Annotated in this window: 11 protein-coding genes and 2 pseudogenes; 1 reads left to right on the forward strand and 12 read right to left on the reverse strand. The window is 40.0% G+C overall.

All coding sequences use genetic code 11. The annotated features are described in order from the left end of the window. Nucleotides 1–159: 159 nt before the first annotated feature. The 12 genes and pseudogenes from AB6D80_RS20715 to AB6D80_RS20770 form a co-directional block, all read right to left on the reverse strand. Nucleotides 160–1,116 (reverse strand): hypothetical protein, encoded by a 957-nt coding sequence (locus AB6D80_RS20715; RefSeq protein ID WP_143692532.1) that lies wholly within the window; start codon nucleotides 1,114–1,116, stop codon nucleotides 160–162. 110 nt (nucleotides 1,117–1,226) lie between these two features. Then, nucleotides 1,227–1,868: a hypothetical protein gene (locus AB6D80_RS20720; RefSeq protein ID WP_143692533.1), complete on the reverse strand. Its 642-nt coding sequence runs from the start codon at nucleotides 1,866–1,868 to the stop codon at nucleotides 1,227–1,229. Then, nucleotides 1,868–4,855, reverse strand: a complete 2,988-nt coding sequence (locus AB6D80_RS20725; RefSeq protein WP_372189458.1) for a helicase HerA domain-containing protein — start codon at nucleotides 4,853–4,855, stop codon at nucleotides 1,868–1,870. Before AB6D80_RS20725 ends, AB6D80_RS20720 begins: the two co-directional genes overlap by 1 nt. Before the next feature lie 33 nt (nucleotides 4,856–4,888). After that, nucleotides 4,889–8,626, reverse strand: coding sequence for a DUF2357 domain-containing protein (locus tag AB6D80_RS20730; protein WP_372189460.1), 3,738 nt, complete (start codon nucleotides 8,624–8,626; stop codon nucleotides 4,889–4,891). An 8-nt stretch (nucleotides 8,627–8,634) separates the two neighbouring features. Continuing rightward, entirely contained in the window at nucleotides 8,635–11,283 is a 2,649-nt protein-coding gene (locus AB6D80_RS20735; protein ID WP_372189462.1) for a chromosome partitioning protein ParA, read from the reverse strand. Beyond that, nucleotides 11,276–13,321 carry a hypothetical protein gene (locus tag AB6D80_RS20740; protein WP_143692536.1) on the reverse strand — a complete coding sequence of 682 codons (2,046 nt, stop codon included), beginning with the start codon at nucleotides 13,319–13,321 and terminating at the stop codon, nucleotides 11,276–11,278. The genes AB6D80_RS20735 and AB6D80_RS20740 overlap by 8 nt, the downstream gene beginning before the upstream one ends. Beyond that, on the reverse strand, nucleotides 13,318–16,860 hold the full coding sequence (locus tag AB6D80_RS20745; RefSeq protein WP_372189464.1) for a DEAD/DEAH box helicase: 3,543 nt from the start codon (nucleotides 16,858–16,860) through the stop codon (nucleotides 13,318–13,320). The genes AB6D80_RS20740 and AB6D80_RS20745 overlap by 4 nt, the downstream gene beginning before the upstream one ends. Next, nucleotides 16,850–18,370 carry a protein kinase domain-containing protein gene (locus AB6D80_RS20750; protein ID WP_143692538.1) on the reverse strand — a complete coding sequence of 507 codons (1,521 nt, stop codon included), beginning with the start codon at nucleotides 18,368–18,370 and terminating at the stop codon, nucleotides 16,850–16,852. Before AB6D80_RS20750 ends, AB6D80_RS20745 begins: the two co-directional genes overlap by 11 nt. 41 nt (nucleotides 18,371–18,411) lie before the next feature. Beyond that, nucleotides 18,412–19,167 carry a PP2C family serine/threonine-protein phosphatase gene (locus tag AB6D80_RS20755; RefSeq protein ID WP_372189466.1) on the reverse strand — a complete coding sequence of 252 codons (756 nt, stop codon included), beginning with the start codon at nucleotides 19,165–19,167 and terminating at the stop codon, nucleotides 18,412–18,414. Then, nucleotides 19,157–19,687, reverse strand: coding sequence for a hypothetical protein (locus AB6D80_RS20760; protein WP_372189468.1), 531 nt, complete (start codon nucleotides 19,685–19,687; stop codon nucleotides 19,157–19,159). The genes AB6D80_RS20755 and AB6D80_RS20760 overlap by 11 nt, the downstream gene beginning before the upstream one ends. Then, nucleotides 19,674–20,375, reverse strand: coding sequence for a VWA domain-containing protein (locus tag AB6D80_RS20765; RefSeq protein WP_143692541.1), 702 nt, complete (start codon nucleotides 20,373–20,375; stop codon nucleotides 19,674–19,676). The genes AB6D80_RS20760 and AB6D80_RS20765 overlap by 14 nt, the downstream gene beginning before the upstream one ends. Nucleotides 20,376–20,562: 187 nt before the next feature. Next, nucleotides 20,563–20,694: pseudogene (locus AB6D80_RS20770) on the reverse strand (IS630 family transposase); the annotation flags it as partial. A 96-nt stretch (nucleotides 20,695–20,790) separates the two neighbouring features. Here AB6D80_RS20770 and AB6D80_RS20775 point away from each other — a divergent pair. Further along, nucleotides 20,791–21,452, forward strand: a pseudogene (locus tag AB6D80_RS20775) (transposase zinc-binding domain-containing protein); the annotation flags it as partial. Between the last annotated feature and the right edge of the window lie 280 nt (nucleotides 21,453–21,732).

A 21,732-nucleotide genomic window follows, 5' to 3' on the forward strand; every position in this document is an offset into this window, starting at 1 on the left:
TGATCTTATTCTTCGCGCTGAAAGATTAGAATGCGGGGTTTATGGCGCGTTTACGGTTAACTATCCCGTGTTTTCCACCTCACGCAGACTTTCAACCGACAATATTTAAAACAGATAAGCTTACAAAGTCCGACTAAGAGAAAATTGCGAAATAGTCTACTACGCAGCTTCAAGTCGAGAAATGATTGCTTCCAATGGCAGGTCTTTATCACGCATCAAGTTTACTACAGCCTCGATATCTTGTTCACGGTTCAGTGCTAGTGCCTGGTTAATATCATCAATCAAACTTAATGCTTGAGCTTTGGGCAAGTTACGCAACAAACTGACTCGGTTATCAGCAGACATTGCCATCAATTCACTCGCTGAATCTTGGCGAGATTGTTTTTGTCCATCGTTAGTCTCAGTTTGTTTTTTGTCAGTGCTTGTGTCCGTTACCTGTACATTTTCGTCAATTTTTACGACGTTGCTTGAACGGGACTCTTCAGCCTTATCACTATTCCTTACGGTCTCAACGTGTAATGAGCCGCCACTCTTCGGTTGGTACTTGTTTTTGCTATCTAACAGTTCTGCATAACACGCCGCAGTTGGAAGCATAAAGTTAAGATGACGCATTACCGTATCTTCAATCTCTTTCATCTCTTTGCGTTTAAGGTAAGCGCCTGATTTACGGCTTTGAAGTGCAAATGAAACGGCGTGTTTAACGGTATCCATACGTGCTTTGTTAATCCCTTCTACGTTTTTATGCTCTAACACTAACGCTTCCTCTTGAGATTTCAAAGTTTCTATTCGGGTACGTAAAGATTTAACACAGCCTTGAATCAGTTTGTCATTCGACAACTGGAACGGCAGACGTGGCTTCTCTTTCTGTTCTGTCTGTTCAGGCTCTTGTTTGCTTGCTCGTAGTTCTCGTTTTACTTCAGCCATGAAGTTATTGATTGACTTGCAATCTGATGGAGTTGAGCCGGTAAAGATAGGTTTTGGTACACCATCAATAAGGACTTTGAGGTGATTGGTTTGTGTTCTTTCGTAGCTAAATGGAGTTTCTGTACCTAATAGGTCATTTAAAAACTTGATTACACGTTTTTGATATTTGCTGTAGCTAGATAGTTTGCACATGATAGATGCCTCGCGTCGATTTTGTTGATGGGAGGCATCTTAATTCAGGATGTTGTGGGGTGGTGGTTTGTAAGCTTATTAAAACCTTACTATTGACTACCACTTCTAAATTAGCAAAGAAGCTTATCCATTACATCATCATTTAGTAGATCACCAAGTTTGGTATCTATCAAATCATAAATGTTGCTATGCAAATCTGATGGCAGGTCTCCTTTTAAAAAGCCTTCAAGATCAGGCTTGAGTCGAGCCGTTTCAAACTCATCGAGCATTGGCTTAACTTGCTCTGGCCTAATACCAATTTCAGCGCCAGTCGGCCAAAATGTATTTGGGATGTCAATTTTGTACTGTTCTTTAATCGCAGCGATAGCAACTGCACTACCAATAGCAGCGTATTTAAGTTTATCATCGTCCGATAGGTTATCTAACTGCTCTAACCTTTCTTTGCTCAACTCAACTTTCTCTCGAATATGTTCGATAAACGCTTTATTATCGTCAAATTGTTCGGAATCAATACCCTCTGCACGCATTCCTAATTCATACATATCTCGCTCAGTATGCGTTGGCGAAAATATTCCTACCTCTTTACCTACAGTGAAAGCGATATCACAAACCTTTTCTACAATAGGCAGCCCCCGACTAATAGCATCTATCATCACTTTTCCTGCAGAAACCACTGCCCCTCCAATCGCTGTACAAGCAGAGCCTATAGCACTGCCTACGGCTGAAATTCCCGCACTAATCAATCCAAGCATTAAAATTTTCTCCTATTACTTTTATGAAGCCCACTTCTATTGACCACTCTTCCATGATTTTCATCGAACAAAGAATGGTAGCAATTTCGTAACTTTTCACGCCAAGCATTAAGCGATAACCCCTCAGTCACCATGTATGAATGGCAAATAATATGTTCAATAACCTTTGATGAATCCCCCAAACGTTTTGAGGCATGCTGTAATAACGAGGTCAGGCGCTCATTATTCTCTGGAGAACGTTCATCTAAATATTTGTCATAAGCTGACAATAATCTTATATCAGCGGTAAACATTAATAGATCTCTCCATTGTTCCACTGACTCAGTAGGCTGTAATCTCTGCAAAGGTAATAGGTGGAGGTTGCTTGGCAACTGATAAAACTTCCACGCTCGATGTCGTAACTTGGGTTCAACAAGCTCCAACGCAATATCAGCTTTAGTAACATTATGTGCTTCAATTTTAGTTAGCACTGATTTTTGCCACCCTTGACCGAATACAACCGCTTCACCAATCTCAAGGCGAGATAAATGCTGTTGTTGACCTGACTCCAATGTAATGCAATTACCTATTGCAGCCTTATCATCCTCAGCAAACAGTTTATGGACAATTTTCGTATTGGTATTTTTCAATACTTCTGGAGTGAGCTTGTTCGGGATTTGATCCACAATAATCAGCCCCTCACCATACTTTCGGACCTCAGCTAGCATGTTTGCAAACATTTCAATTGCCTGACGGCGATTACTGCTTGTTGATGAATCTGCTCTCATTAAAAGGTGGTGCGCCTCTTCAATTAAAGTCAAATGAAGAAAATTAGGATCCTTGCGGTGTGCATTCTTCAAAGCCTGCATAATGTTCGTCATAATAAAGGCAATCAACAGTGACTTTTCTGAACCGTTACGAATCTCTTCTAGTTCGATCACTACACGGCGCCTGATTAGCTCATCAAAATTGATAGAACGTAAGGTGTTAAATATCTGTCCTTTCGCCCCTACTAGAAGACCTTGTAATCGTGCTTTTATTGAACCAATATAATCTTGACGCAAACGAGCATCAAAACCCTGCTCTTCTACTATTTGTTCACTAGCTGCTAGTAAATCTCGAAGTATCGGAAATGGATAACAACCCGGTGCAAATGGATCTTTAAATAAAGGGTGAGTTGAAGTATTCAAATCCCAACCTAAGTTCTCATAACAACGATAAACCGCAGCTTCAAGAACTTGAGGTATCGCAGCCTCCATATCAAATGATGCTAAAAAGCTCGCTTTGATAATGTCTACTCGAGTTGAAATCGTTTCTCCTGGCATCATCTCCAGTGGATTCAATCTAAGTGGTGCAAGGTCATCACGGCCAGGTGTTAATACCAATAAGTCATCATACTCATCTAAAAGAATTCGATATTCTGTTTTTGCTGGCTCAATGACAAGAAATGGCAGCATGCTTTCGCGTAACAAGTGATGGCAAGTTGTTGTTTTTCCACTCCCTGTAACTCCAGCGACAAACACGTGCTTATTAAGATCTTGTCTATTCAAAGATACTTTTTTGTGCTCTAAAAGCCGACCATCTTGTACCAAACTCCCCAAAGGTAAACCATCAACAACTGAGACACTCGGAGGGTTCAAACCAAAAGCCACATGCTCTTTGAGTTCTATACCTACCACTTCCTGTTGAGGTAGGCCTGCAATCAAACTAAGTTCTTTAGGTGTAACGTAAGCACCCATCATCATTTTGCCTTGCAAGCCAACACGAGATTTCAAACTATCAAAAATATTAATGGCTTGATCATTAGCGGAATGTCTTGGAATAACAGGTGGTTGCAAGCTTTTTATGCTTTTCACCCACTCTGAAAATGATGAAATATTCAACATCTGTAATGGGTATTGGTTTCCCTTATTACCACTAAATATCGAGCGAGTGGCATCCCCCAACCTTAATAACATTTGCTGGTTGTTCGCTAATAATGAAATGTTGCAGACAAAACCGCCTCGGCTTCGACCGTAATCAACTCTCGGCAATAATACCTCATCAAGGTAACTCAACCATTGTTGTGCTTGACGATTATGTCGCTCAGAGGAAATATTTACAGTTTCACCTTGGTTAAGTGATACTCCAGAATTGCTCCCTACACTAGTTGTGTCACTCGTACCTGTAGAGCCCCCAGTAGTCTTAGAGTTGGAGGTTCCCTCTGTACCTGCATCTGAGGTTTTAGAACTCGTTGTCGTCTTAGTTGTTCCATAATTCTTTCCGTTGGTCTCGCTTGAAGATTCCGAAGAATTCGTACCGCGACTCTCTCCCTTATTTTCTCCCCAAGATAAAGACCGTCCAGTTGCTCGTCCATGCTGGTGCGATACTCGTGAAAGAGGGGCAAGTAACTCATAACCTCGATGAAGCCACTGCTCTAGTGTAATCACATCTTGTGACTCAACACATGCTGCAGTGATCAACAAACAAAATTCACCACCTGCCATTACATCAACTAAACGATCTACTCCTTGAAAAAACTCATTTTCACCTTGCTCTTGATCGCCAACCGTGCCTTGTAGTACGCCAATGTGGTGATAGCTTTGCAATTGCTTGATCAGTCGTTCGTTAACATTACTAGATGCTTGGGTAATACTGCTTCCTCTAAAGTTACCTTCGAAACTCGGTTTCAAGATATGCTTTGATATATCAGAAATAGTAATCGCAGGTTGAGGATACAAATAATTTCTAGCAACCCCAAGGTAAAGAGAGCATCCTTTTGCATCACCACATAATAAGTAAACTACGCTTGCACCAGGATACCGGACGCAACTATAAACGTTCTCTAATGCCTCACGACGTGGAGCATCAGAGATATGACTTAAGCTATCAATTTGGAAGAATTGGTAATCGTCAGCCTTTAATGCATCACAAGCCATCAAACGTTTACTAATACTTACCGGGTTAGCAGGGGTATCTAACGCAATCAATAGCCTATTTAAAGGCTCGACATTTATTACATCATTCATACCAACTCTCTTTTTATTTAAGTACAGATGCTGTTATTCATTGTTGATCAATTCAGTAATAGTGATTTGATCAGCTCCATCCTCTCCTGAGAGGTACAACTTTAAGGCATAAAGCAAATCTGGCGTTCGGTGATATCCTTCCGGTTTATCTATAGCTAACTTCACTCGAGAGTGAACACCTGGCAGATTAATCTGCTGAGCTAATGCTGCACCTTGTTTATCTGTAATCTGCTCTACCGTACTTAAAAGCGTCTCGGTCATTTGACTATCTAAAGAAAAAAGAGTGCTTATCTTATTGTCTGAACTTTCTCTAGTGCGCAATAATGCTAGTAATAACTCTAAACGAAGAATAAATGAATTCCACTTAAACGATTTATCTTCTATTTTAAGCCACTTTATTTCATCAAGAAGCCAGTTATTTAAACGCTCAGCCAATGAACACAGTTGCTCAAAACTTAGTTGATGAACTGCAGATTCAACACGCCACATGGCTACTGATAAGATTTCAAAAGATACCGCCCTAGTTCCTCCAGAATCATCAACAGGATTTAGAATGTTACTTAATAATTCTTTTTGCCATGATTGGCTTACATCACCCAAAGCATATGTAAACCACGTTTTCTCCCGACGAAGAAGCGATTTATCAGTTGAGTTTTGGAGTAATTCGTCAGAAATAGTTTGCGGCATCAATTTATGGCAATAGCATAAAAATTGCTTAAGTTCTCTTTCTAAAACAACATCATTGCCATTCAGTAACTTCAAAGTATCTTCAGCTTGAACTATGGCTTGCTTTCCTTTTTGTGCAAAGACAACTGGTATCTCCTGATCATCAAAGCATCGAGATTGTTCGCTAAAGGTAATCATTGGGAAGCGCCAACTTTTAGAGAGATTTTTTCGCTCATACCTTGATAGCTCACCTTGCAACCCTACGTTAACTAGAGAATATCGATTGTCCCCTTTAGTTAACACATCGCCTGAAAAATACTCTTCGCTCGAAGTATCAAGCTCCTTGAATTGATCTTTATGGACAAAAATAGACTCATAGTTAGCGTGCGATTTATAAAAACCAAAGTCTTTATTTGGTATCCAATCAATATCTCTATAAGCAAAGTTGAAGCGTTTCTTATTTTTACCAAATCGCATAAATTGATAAATATCATCCAACTGTTCAAAGTTAGATTCAATCCAATCCACAATATCTTCTTTTTTTCCACTCCGGCTAGAGTAAGTTCTTAAGTCCTCAAAGCTTAAGCGTTCTGGGAAAATTGGAATTGCAAGGGTTCTAACCACTTCTTGGTTTTCTTTCTTACCCCATTGTGCATCAACATAATGAAATGGCACATTACTACCCTCTATAGGAGTAAAACGTAACTTGTACGGCTGTTCTTCACCGTAGGTATAAGTTAATGTTAAATCGCAGACACAATCTGATTTCAATGCTTGCTTTAAAGTTAGTAACAATGAAAATGCTTGTCGATTACTACCTTTACCCTGATAAACAGAGAAGCGAATATCTTTCTTACCACTTGGTAAGGTGAAAGTTTGCTCAATATCAATTGGAACTGAGATATCTCTTTCAGGTTTAATTGACGTATAGCTATCCACAAAGAAAAAGTCTTTCTCAATCCCGTTTACAGGTAAACGAGTCATTAATTGTGGCAAATGGTCTTTCCAAAAAATCTTTTTCGGTTGTTGATGTTGCAGTTTAAGTAAGCGTTGTGAACCGGATAGAGGATCGCTTTTCAACCACTGCGTTGCTTTGATTCCTTTTTGATGTTTGATGGCTGGCGACACTGAAACAAAGTATGCCTTTTCAAACTTCTTATAGCCTACCTCTTTTATCAGTGCATCTTTAATATCAACCCTCGATACTTTCAAACCAGTAGGGATTCGATACCAATAGTTCGCATCTTTAAGAACTAGATTGGCTTTGTTCGTTACTATCTCTCGATAGCTATACAACTCAATAAAACGTTCTGCGACATTCTTTGGGAGCCCTGACTGTTCTAATGCGTCTTGCAATAAGTGCCTTTCTCCCTGCGTGGAGAGCTTAATTGACGGATGCCTTTCAAGATACTCATCACCTGGATTTTCACCCCAACAATAAATAATTGGTGTGGCATAAATACCTTCATGATCTGAATCCAGCACCATAATCAAATCATTACGTTTAAATTGTTGCTTTGTTAGAGTAGAGAAAACCGATGCTATGCTTTTAGGTAATGGGGTCGCATTAGTAAAGTTACGATTGATTTCACGACGTAGCTCATAGGTTTCAAAATCACTAAGATGATCATGAACTAGATAGTGCATACCTATGGTTGGCTTTAACTGCCGAGCCAATTCACTTGAAAACAAACTTATTTGTCGATTTTTATCATCTTGACTGACGAGCGTTAACTCTTGAGCGCTAAATACATCATCACTCAAATCCAAGGCTCGACTTTGACTACAATCTAATCCTCGATTGTCAATGAATAATGGTCCCAACCAACGTCCACTGGTATTGGACCCTAGCAACGCTTTACAACTCGCTCCATCCAGCATTAATGTAATAAAATCACTAACCCCGTTAAGTGAAGTATTTGCCACGTTTCGCATCTTCTGATCATGTAAGATGACTTGATTAAGAAGTGATTGAGTTAGGTATAAATAGTTTTCAGGTGTTGCAAGTATGGGATTCTCGTTTCTCTGATGGTTTCTTGAATCCGAAGTTAGCTCCACATAAGTGAGCCCATTTACCAATTGGAAATCTAAATTCCATGTTTGAGTCCCCCCTAACTTTGAATAACGAGTTACTTTTATATGACCGGTTTCTGTCAGTAACAATGTCAGTTTTGCTGACGGTTTAATTTTTCCATGGCTAGTATCATCCACAACACTTTCAATGGCTTCAACTGTGACTTGAGCTGGCTTTTCACGAAATTTATGCCCCGTACAAATAGAAAGATAATCAAGCTTAAACTGCCACGGTTGATCCAATACAACACAGCTAGTCATACTAGAAAGTTGTGTCAGTAGAGTGCTAAACATAACAAAACCTGATGCCACGAACTCTTGTTGTTGACGTTGGCAATTTAACTCTAACCGCTGCAGTAGCTGCCATGCTCTCCACACTTTACGATATTGCTTGTCTTGCAGTAATACATTGTTTGGTGGCATATTTTGCCATGGCTTTATCGCTACAAACTCCTTAAGTCGTAAAGCTTGTTTTATAGAAATGAGTAAGCCTTCTTGTTTTTCAGTCAGTTGAAACCCAGCTTCTAAACGATACAGCAACAGATTCTCTAGGCGTTTTAACAAACTTTTAAGCAAGCGATTTTCAAGTGTATCCAAGCTCATTTTACGTGTAGAAGCGAGTATATTGGGGTTCGCTGCTAGCTTCTCACGCATATTATTTCCAGGCTTTCTACTCAACCACTGCACCGAACGACTATCCAAACGTTGTGCCAGATAAACAGGGGTCATCTCATGCACTCTTATCACTGTTTGTCTAGGTGATAACAAAATATTCCCAATTGCATCAACACAGTGATCTACAAGTTGAGTAACATGATCATGCAACTCACCACTTTCGTTCTGCATTTTATTATGAGTCAACCAATTACTCATTCTAAGTGGCAGAGCATCCCCATTAATAGGATCAAAGCTTAGTTCCTTTAAAAAGTAATTTTGTGTCTGCAATAACTGCAGAGCAATGGGTTCTTGTGCATGATAGCGAGAATAAAGTTGACCGAAATCGGTCAACTGTTCCTTTACAACATCAATCATCTAACCACCTACTTGCGCGATTTGAACATATTTTTTACAGCGTTGAAGGAAGCTGTATTATTTTGCTTAGGTGGTTGTGGTTCTACACTCGTTTCAGTCTCAGGCTCATTCCCTGAAGTTAACTTAGGCGAGGTTTTACGTTGAACAGATGATGGATCTAAAGCTAAATTAAACAGTTCTTGATAACGAGTGTTGTTCTCCTCATTATTAAGGTAATCAGCACTCGACCACATAAATTGACCATGACCAACTCGCATCGCTTTATCAAAATCGTCAATGATATCTAATTTATTATTCGCCAGTATGTCACGGATAGGATTCAAGCAATTCTCTTTTGCATAGCCCCTCGTCTCAATGCCTCGAAGCTTAGGCATCACTTTTTGGACAAGCTGATCCTCAAAAGCAAACTTTAGCGCCTCTTTATATTCATCAGGATACTTTGATGCATCCAAGCCAAGAACTAACGGGTGGTTTACCATATAGTACTCAATTGACTGCCATACTCGGTGTCCGAGAGCTCGGCCATCTTTGCCTAAGCACTCATTAATTTCTTCAATGAGTGTTTTATATTGCTTTATCACACCAGCTGTTAGCTCACTTTTTTTGCTAATCCACTGCCACCACGTCGCCATTGGTAGTCGATCTGCTGGTTTCGGTAAGCTCTCTAGTTTCTCACGACGATGTAAAGAGTCTGGACGAGGGAAGTAAATCGATGTGCCGCGGTCTATTACTTTGTCAGATAGAGATTTCGTTGTCTCATCTTGGTTCATGGTGCCAGCAAATAACAGGTTTCTTCCAAGCGTCAGCTTATATGACTCTTTTGCTTTCGATCCAAGACTGATGTCAATGTAAGGTAGTTGTTCTTTTGTCGCCGCTCTACGCTGTTCTAATTTACTTAGAAAATCTGCAAAATATAGCTCAACATGCGCTAGGTTCATTTCATCCAACAATACTAAACTAACCGTATCTTCTAAGCCGTTGTAGTTATCTTCTGGATTATCACTATCTGTTACTAATTTTTCACGACTCTGAACAAGAAAATTAAGCATTGCCTGAGCTTCAAAGCTGTTGCTAATAGAGTTAAAGTAACCGAGCATCGACTCTTGTGAATCCCAATTTGGTTGCACAGGAACATTGATGAAGTTGATCCCACCAAAATGGCTATAAAGCTTAGGAAGTTCAGATTTACCTGTGCCACTAACACCCGCTAATACTGTTAACGGTGACCACTCTGCGATCTTTAGTGCCGTATGGAAAGCACATAAAATGCGATGAGAGAAATGTAAACCAAAACTGTCAATTTTAGTGCGAATACCTTCTAACCATTCCAGTTCCTTGATCTTTCCTACATTACGGGGAATAAATTCCTCGATATAAGGACGTTTTATTTCTTTAATTCTATTCTCAAGTTTTTGTGGTTCTGTATAGCTCGCACTTAAACGCGCGATCGTTTCTTTATGTTTATTAAGGTCTGCCTGAATAGAATCTCTGTCTACAACCAAGCTATCGTACTTACTTTGCAGCCTATTCCAATCAAACTCCAATTGTTCTTTACTATCTAGATTCTTATATAGATCGCGATTTTGTTCTAATAGCTGTTTGTTTGCTTGCTCAAGCGCTGCTATTTGACGTCGATGTTCATCATAATGATCTTCAAGCTCTTTAGACGGCTTTTTAAGTTCTTGTCGTAATTTAGCTAGCTCTTCATTCTTCGCAGTGAGCTCTTTTAAGAGCTCTTCTGGTGATTGTTCTCCAAGAGATTTTTCAAGTTCCTTGAATGCACCATGTAAAGCAGCTTGAGTTTCAATGCGTTGAAGAAGTCGATTTTTTTCTTGCTCAAAACGATGTTCGGCCTGTTCAAACTCTTGCAATCGCATTTTTGTCAATTCAGCTACTTTTTGCTCAAGAGTGAGTTGTAGCTGTTCTACTTCTGTTCGTTTTAACTTTACATTTGCCTTATCAACTTTTAACTTTGCCAAACCATCTTCCAACAGTTGTTGCTGTTGTTCAAAGTCATCTCGACGGTGCTGTAATTCCTGCTCAAGCTTTTTCAAAGCATGCTCACGCTCTTGAACTAATTTAACATTAAGCTCATTTAGGGCATCTAGTCGCTGTTTATGGAGTTCTTGCTGTAATTCTGCTCTCTGTTGTGCAAAATCATTTTCAATGACTTCTTGCATACGAGCTTGCTCATCTCGTTGTGCTTGTACTTTTTGCTCACGAGATGTTAGTTCAGACAATTGATGCCTCAGTTGTGACTTTTCAGCTTCTAATTGCTTTTCCCGTTCAGCAAAGTATTGGTCACGCAATGCAGGTAAGCCCTGCTCTATCTCTTTTTGACGCAATTCTTGTTGTTGATGACGAGAGTCAACTTCAAGGCTCTTCTGACTTAATGCACTAGCTTCATCAGTTAATTGATTCTCTCTAGCATCAAGAATTTCTTGTTTGTTAGATAGTTGCTGGAGCTGGTTCTGCAAACTCCACTGACTTTTCTCTAAATCAAGTTCTCGCTTGGCAAGATCCTCAGACTGTTGTTGTAGTGATTGCTGCCACTCTAATAGTCGTTGCTGTTGCAATTCAAAACGAATATTGTCGTTTGATTCTGAGGCAGAGCTATTTTCATTTTTATTACTTTGGTGTTGCTGATGTTTATCCACAGTATTGCTCCATCAAGCGTTTAATTAATGTAAAAACTGATTTTTCGATCTCATTGAGAGCTTCATGTTGATCTAGGATCTCGCCGCTATGCCCTCGAATTTTGTCCAGTTTATCTACCGATTCAATTAAAGAGTCAGGCCTTTTAAGCTCACGTTGTTGCTGCTCAGTTAACTGAGCCCAAAAGGCTATAAAATTAGCACCAAGTGTCGCATTGCCTCCATTTAATGCCAATTTAACCTTGTGAACATTACTTTTGGTTAACTGGTTAATTCCCATTTTAGTAAGTTGAGTTTTCACAAGTTCAATATCTCTAGCGTCACTTGGATCAAGGGATTGACAGGACTTATACAAAGCATGTTGTAGTGCAGATGCCAAAGCGTTGGTTCTTCCTCTACCATCAATTGAATGAGCAAGAACTAGGCTATCAAACAACCCTTGATAAACTCTGTCATCCATTCGAGTACGCATCAAACCAAACTCATCCTCTAATTTAGCATGAGCTTTGGTTCGGATATCCTCTTGATGCCACTTAGGAACATTCTGATCCGGCACTCTACCATCAAGGGCTTTAGTCCAGCCTGTAAGAATTTGGCGCACCTTGTTAACTAACTGATGAGTAAATTCAACATCCTCAGGTTTAGCCTTATCACGCACATCAACTAAATCACCATGATCTATCGGATTACGCCAACTTCTAAGTTTCGCAATCTCATTAAGCAGGCTAGGATATTCCTTAGCTAATTTAGCCATTGGTTGTTGTTCATCAATTTGAGCGATTAGTAGATGACATACTAATAATGGTGTCATGACCGGTTGTTCTGCTTTAAGATAAACAACACTACCTTTATTTGCTTTGATAAGTGGCTTTATAAGCTTATCATTATTGATTTGAAACCCTAATTCGCGAGCTATGTCAAGAGCTAAATGACCATTACGAATGGGGTCAGAATGTAATGCCTTAATGCAGGTCTCAAGGTTAGAAAAAGGAAAACATTCAGCAAGAATTAATTCTAGTTCTGCGTAACTCCTACTAAGAAACTCAGTTAAGTTATTTTCAAACTCGATTTGCTCGCTCACATTGCTTACTTTCGCTCCTACTAACGAGTCATAGAGTTTTTCTAATGATTTGGGCGCTATCATAAAGCGACGTTGGTGCGATTTCTTTCTCCGGTTGTTTAGCCTTTCACGAGCAACTTTAATTCCTGGGTATTGTGCTTCTTTTCGAGGATCATTGAACCCACGAGAAAAACGATCCTGAGTGGTCGAGAGGAAACCATTACTCACATAAAACGAACGAACACTCGCTACTGCAAATGCGTAACAGTGTAAATAAACTAGTTCGGCTTCCGAATTAACTGAAATCGTTCCCGAACTAGTCATAAAACCATCACCACCGGTTCTGTCTGCAATTAGCTTTAACTTCTTTTTTTGCTGACGAGAAAGTCTAATAATATCGATGACTTCACGTTCCGTTGGAGGTCGTATGTCATCATTTTTCTCAGCGTTATCAATAATAGGTATAGCCGTGATTTTTTTACTTCGTCCGACACTACCTTGAATAAGTTCAACCTCTCCATTAGGTGCTATTTCTGCATGAGTTAATTGCAAATCACCTCGGCTAATCATAGGTAGCCAACACCTATTTACTAAATCAAAATATACTGTTGCACTAACTACTTGTGGTTCCGACTTATCAAGTCGGTTTACCATATCCCTGCCCTCAGCTGTTAGATCTAAGCGCTCAGTAAGCAAATTTAACTGTTGAAGTTTGAGACTAAGAAATTCAGCCAAGCTTGAGCTTTGCTTATCCTCTGGAGTAAAGCCCATTAATTGATTGATCTTGTCAAGATCACGACCACCGTCAGCTAATAAACGTAGCAACGTACTTTCAAATAAATTTAAGGACTGCTGGCCACGCGCTTGTAATGAAATTGAAAAGCATAGACAAGGCCATAAAATGTCTTGTTGAGCTTTTGGGTGGTACTGTGCAATAGAGTGAGATTGTTGCAATACTTTTACGACTTGAGGTTGTATCATATCAGTGCACCTTCTGAACCATTACATAATTGGTAAAACGCATGTAACTCAGGCACTGCTTCTTTTGCCATTGGAGATTGAATCAGATGAGCATCCCCAACAACTACCAATGACTTCTTCTGACGAGTTACAGATACACATAAACGGTTCTTGGACATTAAATGCCCAAATACACTTTGTTGCTCTCTTAGCGAACTTTGCGACCTATTTGTTAATGATGAGTTAGATTTTGGTGTTCGTACCATTGATAAAAACACTACATCAAACTCCATTCCTTGAAATGAATCAACAGTACCTACACGTAAACGTTCTTCGCTCGGCTTACCTTCTTTATCAAACAACATTTGATATTCACGAGTAATGGCGTAGTTCCCTTGCTCATCACGCTCTGTAATGTCAAATTTGGATAATTCTTCCATTACTTCATTTACCTGAGCCTTATAGAATGAGATAACACCAAAGCTAAGGTTTTTCCCTTGTTCACTATCTATCCATTTTTTTAATTGCTTAGCGATTACCTTAGCCTCAGCTCTCCTGAATCGGCTTTTACTTGCATCTCTCTCTTCTGAACCTCTTTGAGCTGGGACATCCAGCCAAACAGCTGCTTTACTTTCGATTCCATCAAGTCTTTGGTCAAACTTGTCTTCCTCTATAGGAGATTTATAGGGCTCATTATACGGTGCGTAAAACTGCTCACTCGCAAATTTACCTAGCAATGGATGACTTCGATATTGTGCGTCTAGGGTAATGGTACGTTGCTTACCATCTTGTTGTTCCAGTTGTTTAGCTCGATTAAACAAATATTGGAACATACTCTCTTTGATATGCTGATTAAACTGTACTCGCCCATCACGCAAATCAGCAACTTCAAGCTCTTGTTCCATTTGTTTAAGTAAGGATTCATCTACAATATGTGGTAACTGCCGGTGGTCACCAACTAAGATTATTCTGTCTTTGGCTTGTACCATTGGAATCATCAAATCACGCGGGCTCGTCCTCGCGGCTTCATCGACGATAACAGTGCCGTACTCCAAGTACCCTTTGCCATCATTTGCTTTAGACTTATAACGACGAATCAAAGAGCCTTCAGATTGTTGTACTGTTGCCCCATAAACAAGATTATATTCAGAAAGGGCTTCTTGAACTAAGTTAGAGTTCCCTTCTAAATCACTCAGATATTCGATTAGGGCACGCTCTTTACCGTTATTACTTTCCTTTTCTTGCAATAAATCGAGGGATTTTTGAATCGCAATTTGGACATCTTCTCTAACCATCACACGCTTTAATTGAGGCCGAGGAGTGATTTTTTTAAGCAGCAACAACTTAACTTCTTGTAGCTTAGGAAGGAAATCTAGTTTTTGTTCTGGCTCCCAAGCAATAGCATTGCGCAATACCTCAAGATAATCCTCTTTGAGATGAATTTCTTGTTTTTCAAGCCAAGTCATTAAGGCAGTTGCTCTATCTACACCATCATCTTTAAAACCAGCAGACGTCAAACGTAAAGAGCGTAACAAAGATAATCCCTCTAAATTACTGTGGTGTTGATTCGCCAATTCATGAATCAAATCTTTAAGTAAAGCAACCAATTCATGGCTACCTGACAAACCCGTAATCAAAGTATTTGCTTTATTCAAAAGGCGTAACGCAGCACTGTTACTTGGTCGTTTATTGTAAGCCTTGGCATCTCTCTCTAGCTGAATGAACGCCACACTTTCTCTTAATCCTGGAGAATGCTGAAAAACACGCTGCAACGTTTGTTTGCGCCATTCGTCTAGCTTAATATTTGTTGAATTACTTTGTGCTGACTCTCCTGATCGCTGACCAAACTTAATAGCAGGTAGATCATTAACCGACAATCGATTCAATAGGTTCTCTACTGCATCATGTTGATACCCCGAAACCAATATATCCCCTTGTACCGATTTACTTTTATCTAACTCTTGATTCAAACGTTCAATAATAGCTGTAATAACTGTCGTTTTACCTGTACCCGGGGGGCCTTGAATAATCGCTATATCTGGCGTGTTCAAAGCGATTTCGATTGCTTTTTTCTGAACAGCCGTTGGTTTATTTTTAGGGAAAATTTTATTTTCAACGAAGTTAGTCAAAGGCTCAATCGTTGGTCGCTGAGAGCGGCCAATAGGCAACATACCACCATCCTCGATCAACAACCCTAAATGGGGCATTGCACTTTTGCCTTCAACTATGGCACTCCTTGCTGCCATTCTTCGCTCGATCTGAATTTGATCCCCTAATATAGACAATGCCAGCACCATATTTTGAGAGGGTAAGGTTTCATTCTTAACTACGACGCAGTGTTGCTCTACTTTAATCACCTTAAAAGATTGGGTTTGGTCTAACTCTGATTGAGGCACATCGACCACACCATCTTGAAATGAATCACTGCTTTCACTCTCTGCGACAACCTTTTGCTCCCAGCTAGAAAGCCCACTGTCGAAACCTTTAGTTGCTTTATATTCCTCTAACATCCTCGCGCTAAATGTTTGCCAATCCATATCTGGTTCATCGAGGTGGGGGATCGCTGTATTTGGACTGACCATCAACACTGAATCTTGGGGAGTCAACAGTTCTCGTAGATCTTTTTCGACATAGATAGACATAACATCACCAGATTCACCACCAATGTTATAACTGGCAATCTCAATTTTTCCTATTGAGCGTGCTCGTTTAAGAAGTTGCTCACCTTCAGAAGCACCATAGCGATCCCAAGTAGATAAATAACCTTTTTGATCCGCTAAAATCTTACTAAGCTGTTGAGTTGCTAAAGAGGCAATCTGTGCTCTATGCTCAGTAAATTTAAGTTTTACTTTCACCAACCTTAAGGTACGTGTCGGTGCAGATTGCGAACGAGTAACTAACTTGCGAACCCCTAAGTAATCGAAATCAACAGCTGAGAATTGCTGGATCGCCAGTTGTAAATTATCACCTAGCAAAACTAAGCCACTTTTGATCTGCTGCTGAGCTTCCCGATTCAAAGGCACAGTTTGATCTTCTGATTTTTGAATATGTTTCAGCTGATCTAAGGCGCTTTCTCCCAACATTACAATCGCATACTGCTCTTCGGGTTCGTCGGTTAAATTTAAAGAGCAACCCTTCTCAAGAGACGCTTTGACATCCTTAAAATTCTGTCCCAAACCAGTCAATTCTGCTTGATCTAATGTTCTCTGATCTAACGCTATATCTAGAGTACCTAATTCTATTTCAGGGCCATTAAACGATGCTAGAGATAACTCAAGTTGCACACTATCTTGCGGCCAATCTTTTTGCCTATGTACCCTACTTACTTCGATTAAGTTTGCATTTGCTCGACCAAATTCCGGTGCAATCTGATTAAATAATGCAGGATCACGTAAAGTTATCGTAAACAACTTGCCTTTGATTACCAGTTGCAAAGCATCTGTATATTGACTTAAGCGCAACTGGCCAAGATCGCCTTGTTTAAAAGTCAGCCCTTTGGTATCAATTTTTTCTATCCAAAATGTATAACTTACATCGATATTCAATTGTTTAAATCGCATTATTATCTAGGACCTTGATTTCAATAAGGACAGAGTGAGGGTTATGAACATACAACTGCACACCTTCCTCAAGTTGTGATTTTTCAAGTAGCCATTGATTGGCTAACGGGGTAAAACGACCAGACAGATCTGTAATATCGATGCGAACATCCTCTGCCGAAGCATAAATAAAGCTATCTGATTCGATATGAGAAATCTCAAGCAATGGCACACTATGCTTGTCAAATTCAAAACTTCCCGCTAATCGTCTAGGGAGTTTTAGATCCTCATCTTCACTAAACGGAGATACCCAAGTCCAAATCGGCTCACCGATACCATCATTGCTATACTGATAACTCGTAGCAACTAGTAGATTTTGTGGTTGCTTTTGGCAATAAGGACAGGCGTTATTTTCAAGAGAGGGTTGATAATAAAAGCTCATACCACAACTGCACTGAATCGAGTTATCTGTTGCCTTAGCCAACATTCTTGGTAATGAGTGCAGACTTGGGCGCTGCCACGGTTGAGTTCTACCTATACCAAACATTTCCTGGAAAAATGTCAGTAGTTCAGGAGTTAGCGTTAATTGATGAGGAAGACCTCGTCCTCTGATCTGTGTGTTGCTATCATCTTCAGCATCAAATATAAACGGCAACAATCCATGTTCCGCTTGCGTTTCTACGCTAAGCTCACCATTTTGACTATCATCTGCTGCCCAATCATCGTCATCGTCAGTAAAACGTTCTCCTTCAAACGCACCACACATAGTCAAAATTTTAAATGCTAATAGCGATAAAGAATAAGCATCACTTGTAACACGGGCACCACTTTCTCCCTTTACAACCTCAGGTGCTGCATATTGAGGCGTTAAAACACCTGCTTTAGCATTAGTAACTTCGAAGCGAAGATTATCAGCATCAATCAACCACACTTCGTTGTAACCTTTTGTTTTAGAACAAAATAAGTTTTCTGGTGAGATATCCATAAAAATCACACCTACACTATGAAGTTTAAGTAATTCGATAGTTGCCTGAGTGAGTAATTCTAATCTGCGTTTTGTTCCACCTGATTTAGCGTACATAGCCAAGGGGTATGCTGACGCCTTAGGCACTTCAGGGCTTATCCAATCGGGAAGCCAAGGGGGAGGAGGGAGATTACCTGAGTCCTTCTGTTTGGAATTATCCGATGCTTGTTCTTTATATATCTGGGGTAACCACTCACCAATCGGCTTCATGTCCTGCATCATTTGCATTACATAACCTGCCTGCCCATCTAGCAGGTATAAAGGCTTGGTAATATGCATCGACTCAGAAAGTGGTAGTAAAAACAATCTTTCTAATTGTTCTTGGAAATGTGTAATTTCGGTTGGATCCGTTATCTCTTCAAAGTTTTTTAATGGCATCTTAACCAGCAACTGAGGATCAGAAGTTTGGTATACAACCCCTTGCCCTCCTTGACCAAGTTTTTTTATCAGTTTATGTCTTTGAGAGAGCTGGTCTTTTACCCATTTAGGTTTGGTATGTTTTGTCATTTACAATTTCCATTACTGAGCCTAAATTAAAGCTCATAGAATTATGATCTTTGCGGAGAGTGTTGACGAAAAAAAGCAGCAATAGTCTTATCGTCACTGTGTCCAGCAACAGGCCATTGACTAATCCAATTTCTTACATCAAGTTTTACTTCACGATCGCTCAAACGCTGATAATAATTGAGCAATTCAAGAAAAAATCGAGCTCGGTTCTCGTCAGCAATATCATCATAAATTCCGTCCGTCACTAAAAAACATCCTTCAATATCAATCACTTTCTGAAAACAATATTGCCAATCATCAATCTTAAAAGTTCCCCCTAATGCACGTGTTTGATTTGCAAAAAAATCATCATCTTTCTGACTAAGAAAGCTAATACCTTGCTCTAAGTGCGCATTATGATCAGACGTAATAATGCAGCACGCCCCATCACCCAATTGAGCAATAAAAAAATGATCCCGTATCTTAATAGCAAATAAAGCTGTGCAACTACATTGCTGAACATCAGCTTCACCAAGTTCATCCAACCATAGTTCATGAAACTGTCGTAGCAACGACTCTGGTTCAATTGGTTTGTGAACTATATTATGTTGCGCTAACCTAACCGTTGCTCGACACACAGCATGAGCGCCAAGGTGAGACAAAGCTCTACTCCCCACTCCATCAGATAACGCAACCAAAACCGACTCATCTCCAATTTCTAAGTGGCAAGCATCTTGATTTGGTAAACCAATACGTACATGAAGTGGGCCGATTTCAGAGTCACTAAAACCTCGCCAGTCTACCGATTTACCACTCATCTTCATCATCTTCATCAAATAATGTTGCTTTCATAGAAACTCGACTAAGTGGTGGTACTGTCACTACTTTCGAGCGACTAAGAGTATGTAATGCTTGATCGATTTTCTCGGCATGATAACTATGCTCAGAAAGAGTATTCAGTTGCACTAAATTAGCATCGCCTCCTACACTGACTATATATAAGTTGTCGAGCTGGGTTAGCAAATGACGTTGCTCTGACTTAAGTTCAAAATACCCATCACTTAAGATCATTAATGTTGCTTCAGGGTAAGACTTAGCCAGAGAACACACAGCATCGATGTCTGCACTTTTTCCGGCCTCAGGTAACTCAACATCTTGATCTTCAGACCAATTAATTTCTGAAATATCTTCTTGCCAAATAAAATAGCGAGTATTTATGTTGCGTTGATTGGTGAATTGTCGAATATAACGAAGCAGGTTTACCATTAACATTGGTTTACCGTACTCCGCCATACTTCCTGAGCGATCGATAATGCAATACAGCTTAGATGAACTCATCTTGAGGCTCTTCTGGTTGAGCAATCTCTTGCTCTTCTACTTTTAGTTGAATCTCTCCTGGTTTTGGCACCACATTAGCGTTCTGGCTTTGGGTTCTCGTTGTGATGGACATAGTTACAAATTTGAAAAATTCCTGGATTTTTGAAGCATCTTCTGCAGTAAACACACTGTAGTCCGTGCCTGTAATAAACTCATTGAGCACAACATTAGAAGCTTCACTACCAATAGCCATCGCCATGCGATCACATTTTTGAGAGCGTCCCTCATTCACCAACTTACGCAATGGTTGTTCCCAATCATCTGTTGGTGCGCCGTCAGAAACTAGAACAAGAGTTGGTCGGTAAGCTTTTGAAGGTGTTGTTTCTTTATCTTCGATCATTGCTTTTGCCATAGCGAAAGCTGTACCCATAGGGGTCATTCCAGTTACTTGCAGATCATTCCATTCAATGTCTTTTGCTGATGTATAAGGGGTATGGAGTAAAACTTCAGAACCAAATGTAATTACAGACACTAAAATCTCGATTTCATTTTTCTCTGCATTAGCAAAATCTTTAATCATTTCTTTTACTGCAGCATTCAGTTTGTCCATTTTTTCACCTTGCATGCTGTAACTCACATCAAGTAATAATACAACAGGTAATGGTTTTGCCTTCGCAACAGTAAAGTCAGCAGGGTTGAATCCAGCCATCGTTTTGTCCTCAAGTTATATAGAGATTAATACTTCAATGATCTAAAAGTTGACCATAGCCTATCGGTTACTTGCCAATAAGCTTGGGGATAACAATAACAGGTATGATATAGCTTTCGTAACTTTATAAGCTTACCAATGAGTTATTGTTCTCCTATTTTAAATCTCATTAGAGCACTATAACGAATCAACTTGAATATGCAGGCTTGAGAGCCTGGAAATTATCATTAATTCGAGATGTCAAAGAGCTTGCGATCTCTGGATGAGTCACAGTAAAAAATTGGTCTATTGCCGCTTTGAAGTCCCGCTTTCTTTTGAAGGAACCGGCGACGGTGTCGCCTGAGCGGCCTACGGCCGAAAACAAAGAGACTCAACCTACTAGGGTGCTTTACATGGATCGTTTATCCTATAGGTCATGCACCCGAATAAGCCCATCAAACAACTCTTCAATGCCAACGATACTTGGCTGAACTACCTCAATAAGTACCGAGAAACCCTCCGAACCGTCGTCATTGAAAACGTCACCAAGATGCTCGCTTGCAGTACGGCTGCTTTTGGCTCTAAAGAGTATCGATGCAGTCATGCTGACTGCACCCATCACAAATACATTCACCAGACGTGCAAATCTCGCTTTTGCAGCAGTTGTGGCATAAAAGCCACAGAGCGGTGGATACGAAAGCAACAACATGTCTTTCCTGAGTGTGAGTATCAACACGTTACGTTGACTCTTCCTCACACGCTGTGGCCAATCTTTCGGGATAATCGCTTTCTTCTCAATCATCTCTTTAGCTGTGCAGCCAAAATCTTCTTGGATGGGCAAGGCAACTCGATATCGATATTGGCGTGTTCTGTGCACTTCATACCTACGGGAGAAAGCTGAATTGGAATGTGCACATACATTTGTCTGTCACCCGCGGGGGCTTATGTAAGAGGACAGGTCTATGGAAGCCCATTTTCTTTAAAGCTAAGACCACTGAGAAGTGTTGGCGCGGTGCCATCACTCAACTTCTCAGCACCCATTACGCACAGTTAGATTTGAGTGGAGAGGACTGCCCTTTCATTCGCAATGAGCAAGAAATCCACTATCTAGTGAATGAAGAAATAACTGAGGTGCTGTGTAGCTACTGCAACAATGATTTTAATGAAATGGGTATATTCGGTAAAAAAGAATTCTTCGATGCCTTTATAACGCGGCTGGTGGCTGACCATTGGGTGGTTTCAGACGACAGTTAATCGAAATAAAGAACCCACGTTGGGTAATGCCGATCAGTTAAAGCCAAAGTGATCGGTTGAAGGATCCTTCAGAGCTGTCAAAATCCAAGTGTATTTAATGCACTTGGATTTTTTTATGGATGTT

Source organism: Vibrio sp. 10N.247.310.17 (assembly GCF_041466605.1).
Lineage (GTDB): Bacteria > Pseudomonadota > Gammaproteobacteria > Enterobacterales > Vibrionaceae > Vibrio > Vibrio tasmaniensis_A.

Coding starts and splice junctions, on each gene's coding strand:
- AB6D80_RS20715 (WP_143692532.1), bottom strand. CDS start 1,116: ATGTGCAAACTATCTAGCTACAGCAAATATCAAAAACGTGTAATCAAG.
- AB6D80_RS20720 (WP_143692533.1), bottom strand. CDS start 1,868: ATGCTTGGATTGATTAGTGCGGGAATTTCAGCCGTAGGCAGTGCTATA.
- AB6D80_RS20725 (WP_372189458.1), bottom strand. CDS start 4,855: ATGAATGATGTAATAAATGTCGAGCCTTTAAATAGGCTATTGATTGCG.
- AB6D80_RS20730 (WP_372189460.1), bottom strand. CDS start 8,626: ATGATTGATGTTGTAAAGGAACAGTTGACCGATTTCGGTCAACTTTAT.
- AB6D80_RS20740 (WP_143692536.1), bottom strand. CDS start 13,321: ATGATACAACCTCAAGTCGTAAAAGTATTGCAACAATCTCACTCTATT.
- AB6D80_RS20745 (WP_372189464.1), bottom strand. CDS start 16,860: ATGCGATTTAAACAATTGAATATCGATGTAAGTTATACATTTTGGATA.
- AB6D80_RS20750 (WP_143692538.1), bottom strand. CDS start 18,370: ATGACAAAACATACCAAACCTAAATGGGTAAAAGACCAGCTCTCTCAA.
- AB6D80_RS20755 (WP_372189466.1), bottom strand. CDS start 19,167: ATGAGTGGTAAATCGGTAGACTGGCGAGGTTTTAGTGACTCTGAAATC.
- AB6D80_RS20760 (WP_372189468.1), bottom strand. CDS start 19,687: ATGAGTTCATCTAAGCTGTATTGCATTATCGATCGCTCAGGAAGTATG.
- AB6D80_RS20765 (WP_143692541.1), bottom strand. CDS start 20,375: ATGGCTGGATTCAACCCTGCTGACTTTACTGTTGCGAAGGCAAAACCA.